We start from the raw sequence: 10,130 nt of genomic DNA, 5'->3' as shown, positions 1-10,130 counted from the left end.
GCAATTGGTTTCGCGCGCCGCTGCCGCCCGGACCTTCAGCCGCGCTGACTTGCGGCCCAATCCCAATACATTTCGCGCACGCGGCGGGTCACCGGGTTCTGGTTGTCCCCGGTGCCATATTGCGTGTCGTCAAAGGCGCGGACGGGGGTGACCTTCATCATATTGCCCGACAGGAACACCTCATCGGCGGCATGGAAATCGTCAAAGCTGAGGACGGTCTCATGCACCTTCATGCCCGCGCCGCGCATGTTCGACATATGCCGCGCGCGGGTGATCCCGGCAAGGAACGTGCCGTTGGGAATGGGGGTGAAGACCTCGCCATCCTTGACCATGAACACGTTCGCACTGGCGCTTTCGGCGACATTGCCCATGGCATCGGCCACCAGCGCGTTGCCGAAACCTTTGGACCGCGCCTCGACCATCATCCGGGCGTTGTTGGGATAGAGACAGCCTGCTTTGGCATTGACCACGTTATCCTCCAGCACCGGGCGGCGGAAGCGGGTGCGGGTGAGGGTGGTTGCGGCCTCTGGCGGGGCCATGGGGATGGCCTCTAGACTGATGGCGAAACCGGTGGCGCCTTCGCGCGGCACGATGCCCAACTCGTCGCCCGCCAGCGCCCAATACATCGGACGGATATAGACCGCCTGATCGCGCGAATAGCTTTTCAGACCCTCGCGGCACATCTCGATCATGTCCTCGGTCTCGACCGTGGGGGTGATCATGAGGGCCCGGGCAGAGCGGTTGATCCGCGCGCAATGCGCCTCAAGATCGGGGGCCAGCCCGTCAAACAGCCGCGCCCCGTCAAAGACGGTGGTGCCGAGCCATGCGCCGTGATCGGCAGCCTTGATGGTGGGCAGATCGCCGTCGTGCCATGCGCCGTTGAAATAGGTCTTGATGTCTGTGCCGGTGGCCATGTGACGATCCTTAGGAATTGCTGCGGTAGATGCCCTCGGGCAGGTTCAATGCCGCCGTCAGATCGCTCAGCTGCGCGGGGGACAGGGTGATCTTGACCACACGGTCAGTGCGCGCGTCCCATTGCTCGATCGTGATCTGTCCTGCAAAGGCAGAGACGGTCACGTCCTCGCGCAGGGGGCGTCGGATTCGTCGATCAGGGTGATGACGGTGGCGTCGAATTCGTGCTCGATGGTAAACATGAGGGCACATTAGGCTTTGTGCGGCCAAGCGCAAGACCGCCGTTGGGACGTCAAAGCTCTGTGAACGGGGGTGGCAGCGCCGGGGCGTCATGATAGACAGGTGGGCGAGGAAAAACCGAGCGAGGACTTGCCGTGAAATTGTTGAATGCCCTTGGCGCATTTGCCGTCATCGCCCTGCTTTCGGCCTGCGAGGTGGCACCGGTTCAGACAGGGCCGATCCAGGTCGACCGGCCGCAGACCACCGGGCAGCAGACCACTGGGCAGCAAACCACTGGGCAGTCGGGCCCACGGCTAAGCGCGAACGCCGCCGCGCGGAGCTTTGTGCAGGTGGTTCGCACGCTTGAGCCCGTGGCCGAGCGGGAGTGCCGCAACCGCACCACGGGGATGAATTGCGACTTTAACATTGTTGTCGATGATCGCCCCGGACAGCCTGCCAACGCCTTTCAAACGCTAGATAAAAACGGCCGCCCGATTGTCGCCTTTACCTTGGCGTTGATTGCCGATGCCCGCAACGAAGACGAACTGGCCTTCGTGCTGGGCCATGAGGCCGCGCATCACATCGCGGGCCATATTGGCCGCCAGCAGCAAAACGCCATGGCGGGCGCGGTGATCTTTGCCGGGATCGCCACGCTCAGCGGTGGGGACGCGACCGCTGTGCGCACGGCGCAGGAACTGGGTGCTGAGGTCGGCGCGCGGCGGTACTCCAAGGACTTCGAGCTTGAGGCTGATGCCCTTGGCACGATCATCACCGCGCGGGCGGGCTATAATCCGTTGCGGGGGCGGAATTCTTTACCCGCATTCCCGATCCCGGCGACCGTTTCCTTGGCACGCATCCGCCCAACAGTTCGCGGATCGATATCGTGCGGCGCACCATGGCGGGGCTGTGACGGTTTGCGCAAATTGGGGCAGGTACTGAACGACCGCGGATCGAAATACGCGGTGTCGGGCTGTTCCGCGCGCAATCGTGCCGAGGTCGACGCCGCGTTAAAAGACCTCAAGCGCGAGAAATCCTACGCCAAGGCCACGCATAACACATGGGCGGTGCTGTTCTCAGACGGCGGCCCGCTGAAAGGGGATGATGGCGAATCCGGTGCCGGGATGGTGATCCTGCGCATGCTGGAGCGGGAAGGGCTGGAAGATCACCTTATCGTCGTCACCCGTTGGTACGGCGGCAAACATCTGGGCGGAGATCGGTTTCGCCATGTCCAGACCTGCGTGCGGGCCTATCTGGATGCGGTGGCGGCCTAAAGGATCAGTGCAATCGCGGCAAAGAAACAGGCCGTGGCGATCAACACAAAGACATGCCAGATCGCATTTTGATAGCGCATGCCGGGGTGGGCATAGATCAATGTGCCCGCCGAATAGGTTAGCCCGCCCGCGGCCACCAGCGCCAAGGCGGCACCGGGCAAATTGTGCCACATCGGGTAGATCAACAGGACCGAGAGCCACCCCATCCCGAGGTAAAGCGCCAGTGACCCCCGCGCATCGGTGCGCCAGAACCAGAGCTTTGCCACCGCGCCGATCACCGCGAGCGCCCAGACCACGCCCAAAATGCCGTAGGCAAATCCCGAGCCGATCACCATTACAAGCGGCGTGTAAGTGCCCGCGATCTTGAAATAGATCGCCGCGTGGTCGACACGGCCCAGAAAAGCGCGACTGCGGTCGAAGGGCAGCAGGTGGTAGACGGCGGAGGCGGTGAAGGAGGCAAGGATACACGCCGCATAGATCACGGTGGCGGTCAGCGTGCCCTCCTGACCTGCGGCGTGCATCATCAGAAAGATGCTGGCAGGGATAGCAAATCCGAGGCTGAGCAGATGCACTGTGCCATCAGCCAAGGTCTCAGAAGTGGAGGTCGGATAAGCCATGCCGAATAGGTAGCAGCGTCGTTCTGCCATGCCATAGGTGACGCAGCGTCAATCGGGCGGCCCGACGGATCAGCGCGGTTTGTTGCCGTCGATCCAGCGCGACATCAGGGTTTTGTCGCGAAAACACTCCTGCGGCACATCGCGGCGTTTCAAACGCGCGATGCGTTCGGCAAAGGCGACCTGTTTGGCAGACGGGTAGGCGGCGAAAGGCCCCTCTAGCGCTTGCGGTTTATGGGCGTCGATCCATTCTGACACCGCCGTGCGGTCACCCTCGATCCCTTCGGGCAACGCGCTGCCCGTTTTCTTGGCAAGGGTCCGGGCGTATTGCATCTGCTTTTCGGTCGCGGGCATGCGGCGGTCGGCCTGTTTGGGCTGTGCACTGTCGCTGCCGCGCGGCGGGCGACCCTGTTGGTCGGGGTCGAAGATGCCGGGAAACTGAGGTTGAAAAGACATGTGGTCATTCCTCTGCTACTGCGTTCTACATATAGAACAGAAAGGGAACAAGTTCAAGTCTCTCCGTAGTCGCGCCCTTTCTTTTAGGTATATCTAGTAGGGAGGTGGTTTGGTTCCACAATATCGGCGAATTGTGCGACCTAGTGCAATCTCGCAGCGGCCTCAGCGATAAGCTCTGCCGCTCTGCGCATTCGGGCGGGCAGGGGCCGCCCACGCCGCGAGGCGAGCCAAAGTTCATGCCAGCGCCGTTTGGGCAGAGGCAGCAGCCGAAGCTGGTCCTTCGCGGCAAAAGTCTCGACCCCGCTGCGGGGCAAAAGCGTGTAGCCCACCCCCGCGCCACCGCCGCCGGAATCTGGCCGATTTGGTTCACATAGCCACGCAGGCGGATCCGGTCGGCCCCCGGATAGCTGCCCGGAAAATTCAACTGCAACAGATCGTCGGCATAGGCAAAGCCATCGGGATGCGCGATGAAGCCGTGCGCTTCAAGATCGGCGAAACTTTCTATCTGTTCCAATGCATTAACCGGCAGAACAAGGCAAAGTTCCTCGCGTCCCAGATGCTGGGCTTCCAGTCTGGCATGGGCGGGATCATCGGCCAGCACACCCAGATCGAACCGCCCATCCAGCAACCCGGCGCGGATCGTGGCTTGGGGTGCGGCTTCGAGGTGCAGGGAGAGGTCCGGCGCGTTGGCCATCCACTCTAGCAGCAGGGGCTGGAGCAATATGGCGAAACTGCCGGAGCAGGCGATATGCACCACGCCGCAGTCGGGCAGATCGGTGGCGATCCGTTCGCGCAGCCGCTGCTCTTCGCGGCGGCGGGCAAGGCCGGTCTCGAACAGCGCTTCGCCCGCCGGGGTCAGGGTGAAACTTTTCCCCTCGCGCGCGATCAGCGGCTGGCCCAGTTGATCCTCAAGCTTGCGCAGATGCTGCGACACGCCGGGTTGCGTCATGTTGAGCCGCTCTGCCGTGCGGGTGAAATGGCCCGCCTCGCAAAGGGTGGTGAAGGTCTCAAGCCAAGTGGCATTCAGCATATCAAGCGTTTCGTTATGATTTAGATGAGGTTTGATAATTTCACATGTGGGGCGTGCCTGTCTATCTCAAGCTCAGCGCAAACAGGAGAAACCCCATGACCACCCCCGTACCTTTTCTCACATCGGCCTATCCGTGCCGGACCTCGACGCTGCGGTGAAATTCTATTCCGAAGTGTTGGGCTTTTACATCGTGATGCAGCCCACCGAAGCGGTAGAAGAAGACACGGCCATCGGCGTCATGTGCACCGATGTCTTCGGCCCCGGCTGGGGTTCGCTGCGCATTGCCCATCTTGCGACAGCGGATGGCATCGGCATCGAAATCTTTGAATTCCCCGGCAATTACGCCCCCGAGGAGAAGCTAGAGCATAAGCGCCACGGCACGTTCCATTTTGCCATCCAAGACCCGGATGTTGAAGGGTTGTTGGAGCGGATCGTCGCGGCGGGCGGCAAGCAGCGGATGCCTGTGCGGGAGTATTTCCCGGGCGAGAAACCCTACCGCATGGTCTATGTCGAAGACCCCTTTGGCATCGTGTTCGAGCTTTACAGCCACAGCTATGAGCTAACCTATTCGGCGGGCGCCTACGCCTGATCGGCCACCGGGGGCGTCAGGTGATCTGACGGCCCCAAAGGTCGTATTCGCCTGCTTCTTCGACTTCAACGGTGACGATATCGCCGACTTTGAGGTTCTGAATATCCTCGTCGATGAAAAGGTTGCCGTCGATCTCAGGCGCGTCGGCCTTGGTGCGGCAGGTGGCAGCGTCTTCGTCGATCTCGTCAACGATCACGTCGATGCGCTTGCCGACCTTGGCTGCGAGCTTGGCCTCGGAAATGGCCTGCGCCTTTTCCATGAAGCGATCCCAGCGGTCTTGTTTGACCTCTGGCGCGACATGGTCAGGCAGGGCGTTCGACCGCGCGCCTTCGACGTTTTCATATTGAAAGCACCCGACCCGGTCGAGTTGCGCCTCGTCGAGCCAATCGAGCAGGGTCTGGAACTCGGCCTCAGTCTCGCCCGGATAGCCGACGATGAAGGTCGAGCGTAGGGTAATATCGGGGCAGGTATCGCGCCATGCGGCGATCTCATCGAGGGTTTTCGACGCGGCGGCGGGGCGGGCCATGCGTTTCAGCACGTCCGGGTGGGCGTGCTGGAACGGGATGTCGAGGTACGGCAGCACCAGACCTTCGGCCATGAGCGGGATCAGTTTGCGCACATGGGGGTAGGGGTAGACGTAGTGTAGCCGCACCCATGCGCCCAAGCTGCCGAGGTCGCGCGCCAGATCGGTGATATGCGCGCGGTGGCCGCGATCTTCGGCGTGTTTGATGTCAACGCCGTAGGCGGAGGTGTCTTGGCTGATGACCAGCAGTTCCTTCACGCCATTGTCGACCAGCCGCTCGGCCTCGCGCATCACCGCATGTGCGGGGCGGCTTTGCAGGCGGCCACGCATGTCGGGGATGATGCAGAACTTGCACTTGTGGTTACAGCCCTCGGAAATCTTGAGATAGCTGTAGTGGCGCGGGGTGAGCGAGACCTGCTGCTCAGGCAGCAGGTCAATGAATGGATCCGGGCTGGGCGGCACCGCGCCGTGCACCGCGTCGAGTACCTGTTCATATTGATGCGGGCCGGTCACGGCGAGGATCTTGGGGTGGTGTTCGCGGATATAATCCGGCTCGGCCCCCAAACAGCCGGTGACGATCACCTTGCCGTTCTCGGTCAGCGCTTCGCCAATGGCGTCAAGGCTCTCGGCCTTGGCACTGTCGAGGAAACCGCAGGTGTTCACGATCACCGCATCGGCTCCGGCGTAATCGGGCGACACGCCATAGCCCTCGGCGCGCAGGCGCGTCAGGATGCGTTCAGAATCCACCAGCGCCTTGGGGCAGCCGAGGCTGACCATGCCGATTGTCGGCTGGCCGGGACGGGCGGGGTTGCTGATCTTCGCCTGTGGGGCGAGGTCGGGGCGCAGATTGGGTGGGTTTGTGCTCATGCATTGCGCTATAAGGCATGCAAGTGAGCGGGGAAAGAGCCGCCGGGCAGGAGGAGAGAGCCATGAGATGGATTATACGCGGTATCGGCGCGCTGTTGCTGATCATTGTGGTCATGCTGGGGTCGCTGTTCTTGCTGCCGGGTGACCGGATCGCGCGGATCGCAAGTGACCAACTCAGCCGAATGACCGGGCGCGCGGTGTCGATCACCGGCGATGTGGGCGTGACGCTCTGGCCGGTGTTGGGGGTGACGGCAGGCGGGCTTGAGGTCGGCAATGCGGATTGGACCGATAAGGGTGCGATGCTGACGGCGGCGAATGCGGCGATTGGGGTGGATGCGGGCGCGCTTTTGCGCGGTGAGATACGCATCACCAATATCGCGGCGCAAAGCCCGGTGATCCGGCTGGAGCAGCGCCGCGACGGGCGGGCGAGTTGGCAGTTCACCGACAGCAGCAGCGGTGCGCGGATTGAGACGCAGAGCGAACCGACCGCCAGCCGCCGCCGCCCCCTGAGCATTAAGAAGCTGACGGTGACCGATGCCACGCTGATCTATGACGCCGAAGGGGCCGATGTGCTGCGCTATGAAGGTGTCGATCTGGCGCTCGATTGGCCCGAGCGGGGCGGGGCCGCGGATATCACCGCCAGCATGGCCCCGGCGGGGGAGGCGGTTCAGCTTGCCGCGCGGATCGAAGGCTTTGCGGATTTTCTGGAGGGCGGCGTGCAGCCGCTGCGCGCGGATGTTGCGACGCGCGGGGGCGAAGTCTCTTTCGATGGGCGCGGATCGCTCAATGGCGCACTGGCGGGGGATCTGCGGGTCGATAGCCCCGATACGGCGCGGCTTCTGGCGTCTTTCGGGGCGGGCGGTGTCACGCTGCCACGGGGGTTGGGCCAGTCAGTCGATCTGCGCAGTGGGCTGACATTGACGGCGGATCGGCGTTTGGCGCTGCGCAATATCGCGGTGGACTTGGGCGGCAACAGCCTGACCGGGCAGGCCGATCTGGCGCTGAATGGCACGCCGCGCATCACCGCCAATCTGCGCACCGGGGCGTTGGACCTCTCGGCCCTGTCGGACGAAACGGCAGAGACGGGCGGCAGCGGCAGCCCGACAACGGCGGGTCTGGAGGGGTGGTCTCGGCAGGAAATCAACGCGGATTGGCTTGCGGCTTTCGACGGCGACATCGCGCTGAGCGCTGAGAGCATTGATCTGGGGCAACTCGCTCTTGGGCCCACACGGGCCGTGCTGCGCAACGACCGCGCGCGGATGGTGTTCGATCTGCAGGATATGAGCGCCTATGGCGGCAAGGTTGCCGGTGAATTCGTGATGAACAACCGCAGCGGCCTATCCGTGGGGGCAAGCTGAGGGCGCAGGGCGTACAGATGCGCGACCTGTTGGAGGATACCGCCGGGGTGACGCGCTTTACCGGGGACGGAACTGCGGAGGTGTCGTTCCTCGGCTCCGGGCAGTCCGTAGATGCAATCATGCGCTCGCTCAGTGGGGCGGGGGTGCTGACCATGGGGCGCGGCACGATTGCCGGGATCGATTTGGATGCGCTCTTGGGCTCGGTCGATGCCGAGGGCGGCAGCACGGTTTTCGATTCCGTTGAGGCGACATTCGACATCGCCGGGGGCGTATTGCGCAATGACGATCTGCTGATGCTGCTGCCGAACTTCAACGCGACGGGGGCGGGCCAGGTCAATCTGGGCGCGCGCACTCTTGATTATACGGTCACCCCCAAGGCGCTGCGCGTCAATGCCGCGCGCGGCGGGCTGGCGGTGCCGGTGCGGATCACCGGGCCATGGGCGGACCCTGAGATCAAGGCCGATCTGCGCGCCGCGATCGACTTGAATTTCGCCGAGGAAAAGCAGCGGGCCGAGGATGTGGTGCGCCAGAAAATCCAAGAAGAGTTGAACATCGCACCGGATGACAGCCGCTCAACCGAGGATATCGTGAAGGATGAGTTGGAGAATGCGTTGAAACGCGAGCTGTTCAAACTCTTCGACTAGCCGCCGACCGCAGCCGCTTGGCGAAACTCATGGTGGCGCATGGGGGCGGGCTGCGGTAAGGCTGGCGCGACATTCTAGGAGAGGCGCAATGGCCAACGATCTTTTCAACAGCTTCATGACCGGCCCCGACGAACAGGGTCGTTTCGGCGATTTCGGCGGGCGCTTTGTCTCAGAAACGCTGATGCCGCTCATTCTTGAGCTAGAAGAGCAATATGAGAAGGCCAAGACCGACGACAGTTTCTGGGCCGAGATGCATGATCTGTGGACCCACTACGTCGGTCGCCCCAGCCCGCTTTATCACGCCGAACGGCTGACCGAGCATCTGGGCGGCGCCAAGGTCTATATGAAACGCGACGAGCTGAACCACACCGGCGCGCATAAGATCAACAACGTGCTGGGCCAGATTATTCTGGCGCGCCGCATGGGCAAGAAACGCATCATCGCGGAAACCGGGGCGGGCCAGCACGGCGTGGCAACGGCGACGGTCTGTGCCAAGTTCGGGCTGAAATGCGTGGTCTATATGGGCGCGCATGATGTTGAGCGTCAGGCGCCCAACGTTTTCCGCATGCGCCTGCTGGGCGCCGAAGTGGTGCCGGTGACTTCGGGCCGTGGCACGCTGAAGGATGCGATGAACGACGCGCTGCGCGACTGGGTGACCAATGTGCGCGACACCTTCTATTGCATCGGCACCGTGGCCGGGCCGCACCCCTATCCGGCGATGGTCCGCGATTTCCAAAGCATCATCGGCAAGGAAGTCCGCGAGCAGATGCAGGAGGCCGAGGGCCGTCTGCCCGACACGCTGATCGCCGCTATTGGCGGCGGGTCCAACGCGATGGGCCTGTTCTACCCGTTCCTTGACGACAAATCGGTGAACATCATCGGTGTCGAGGCTGGCGGCAAAGGCGTGAACGAAAAGATGGAGCATTGCGCCTCATTGACCGGGGGCCGCCCCGGCGTGCTGCACGGCAACCGCACCTATCTGTTGCAGGACGACGATGGGCAGATCCTCGAAGGCTTCTCAATCTCGGCGGGTCTCGACTATCCCGGCATCGGGCCAGAGCATTCGTGGCTGCACGACATTGGCCGCGCCAAATACGTCTCGATCACCGACCGTGAGGCGCTGGAAGCGTTCCAGCTGTCCTGTGCGCTTGAAGGGATCATCCCGGCGCTGGAGCCCAGCCATGCGCTGGCCCATGTGATGAAGATCGCGCCGGAACTGCCGAAAGATCACCTGCTGGTGATGAACATGTGTGGCCGTGGCGACAAAGATATCTTCACCGTCGCCCGGGCATTGGACTTCGACATGGGTGAATTCGCCTAAATCCGCTTCCGAATCTGATTAGAATTTGACGGGCCCGTGTGAAAACGCGGGCCCGTTTTTTTGGGCCGAAGCAAATCGCGCGATTTTCGCATAAACTTTGCGCCGGGGGCGAAGTTCTTTGCCGAAAAAGAGCGGAAAAACTTTCACATTGAGAAAAGACCCGCTAGCCTTCGCCTACGGCCCGCGCGCCTGCTCGCGAAGCTCTGTTTCGCCCATGCAGGCTTGACGCTAAGGCATCTTTCCCTCGTTTCTCGCTCTGCCATGGCGCCGTAAACCAAAGTTTATGACGCTCTTACAGGGGTTTAGATCGGATGATTTAAACCCGA

General features: G+C 62.5%; 9 protein-coding genes and 3 pseudogenes. 6 read left to right on the top strand and 6 right to left on the bottom strand.

What is annotated here, in order from left to right; all coding sequences use genetic code 11:
• Positions 1-35: 35 nt before the first annotated feature.
• Together ACFQAU_RS03110 and ACFQAU_RS03105 are read right to left on the bottom strand one after the other, a co-directional pair.
• A complete protein-coding gene (locus ACFQAU_RS03110) occupies positions 36-914 on the bottom strand; it encodes a branched-chain amino acid aminotransferase (RefSeq protein WP_132446853.1) in 879 nt (292 codons plus the stop codon).
• A 10-nt stretch (positions 915-924) separates the two neighbouring features.
• Positions 925-1,154: pseudogene (locus ACFQAU_RS03105) on the bottom strand (hypothetical protein).
• A 138-nt stretch (positions 1,155-1,292) separates the two neighbouring features.
• On the opposite strand from ACFQAU_RS03105, the pseudogene ACFQAU_RS03100 reads away from it, so the two are divergent.
• Together ACFQAU_RS03100 and ACFQAU_RS03095 are read left to right on the top strand one after the other, a co-directional pair.
• A pseudogene (locus ACFQAU_RS03100) lies at positions 1,293-2,041 on the top strand (M48 family metallopeptidase).
• On the top strand, positions 1,977-2,402 hold the full coding sequence (locus tag ACFQAU_RS03095; RefSeq protein ID WP_386280470.1) for a YigZ family protein: 426 nt from the start codon (positions 1,977-1,979) through the stop codon (positions 2,400-2,402). The pseudogene ACFQAU_RS03100 and the gene ACFQAU_RS03095 overlap by 65 nt, the downstream one beginning before the upstream one ends.
• On the opposite strand, the gene trhA is transcribed toward ACFQAU_RS03095, so the two are convergent.
• From trhA to ACFQAU_RS03080, 3 genes and pseudogenes are all read right to left on the bottom strand, one after another.
• Positions 2,399-3,019: a PAQR family membrane homeostasis protein TrhA gene (gene trhA / locus ACFQAU_RS03090; protein ID WP_132446861.1), complete on the bottom strand. Its 621-nt coding sequence runs from the start codon at positions 3,017-3,019 to the stop codon at positions 2,399-2,401. The genes ACFQAU_RS03095 and trhA overlap by 4 nt on opposite strands.
• Before the next feature lie 69 nt (positions 3,020-3,088).
• The gene (locus ACFQAU_RS03085) at positions 3,089-3,472 is read right to left on the bottom strand and encodes a hypothetical protein (RefSeq protein WP_132446849.1); all 384 of its coding nucleotides are present in this window, start codon (positions 3,470-3,472) and stop codon (positions 3,089-3,091) included.
• Between the two features lie 140 nt (positions 3,473-3,612).
• A pseudogene (locus ACFQAU_RS03080) lies at positions 3,613-4,502 on the bottom strand (LysR family transcriptional regulator).
• Between the two features lie 46 nt (positions 4,503-4,548).
• Here ACFQAU_RS03080 and ACFQAU_RS03075 point away from each other — a divergent pair.
• The gene (locus ACFQAU_RS03075; protein WP_386283782.1) at positions 4,549-5,091 is read left to right on the top strand and encodes a lactoylglutathione lyase family protein; all 543 of its coding nucleotides are present in this window, start codon (positions 4,549-4,551) and stop codon (positions 5,089-5,091) included.
• A 16-nt stretch (positions 5,092-5,107) separates the two neighbouring features.
• Here the strand turns inward: ACFQAU_RS03075 and rimO are convergent, their stop codons facing one another.
• Positions 5,108-6,481, bottom strand: coding sequence for a 30S ribosomal protein S12 methylthiotransferase RimO (rimO, locus tag ACFQAU_RS03070; protein ID WP_132446843.1), 1,374 nt, complete (start codon positions 6,479-6,481; stop codon positions 5,108-5,110).
• A gap of 62 nt (positions 6,482-6,543) precedes the next feature.
• Here rimO and ACFQAU_RS03065 point away from each other — a divergent pair, with 62 nt between their 5' ends.
• The 3 genes from ACFQAU_RS03065 to trpB all read left to right on the top strand — a co-directional run bounded on the left by ACFQAU_RS03065 (position 6,544) and on the right by trpB (position 9,804).
• The gene (locus tag ACFQAU_RS03065) at positions 6,544-7,839 is read left to right on the top strand and encodes an AsmA family protein (protein WP_386280465.1); all 1,296 of its coding nucleotides are present in this window, start codon (positions 6,544-6,546) and stop codon (positions 7,837-7,839) included.
• A 17-nt stretch (positions 7,840-7,856) separates the two neighbouring features.
• The gene (locus ACFQAU_RS03060; RefSeq protein WP_386280462.1) at positions 7,857-8,483 is read left to right on the top strand and encodes an AsmA-like C-terminal region-containing protein; all 627 of its coding nucleotides are present in this window, start codon (positions 7,857-7,859) and stop codon (positions 8,481-8,483) included.
• Positions 8,484-8,571: 88 nt separating this feature from the next.
• Positions 8,572-9,804, top strand: a complete 1,233-nt coding sequence (gene trpB, locus ACFQAU_RS03055; RefSeq protein ID WP_120350504.1) for a tryptophan synthase subunit beta — start codon at positions 8,572-8,574, stop codon at positions 9,802-9,804.
• Positions 9,805-10,130: the final 326 nt, after the last annotated feature.

Origin of the sequence: Sulfitobacter profundi (genome assembly GCF_042661425.1) — a bacterium.
GTDB lineage: Bacteria > Pseudomonadota > Alphaproteobacteria > Rhodobacterales > Rhodobacteraceae > Sulfitobacter > Sulfitobacter profundi.
The sequence above is the reverse complement of the archived record's forward strand: the minus strand, read 5'-3'. Positions and strand labels throughout refer to the sequence as shown.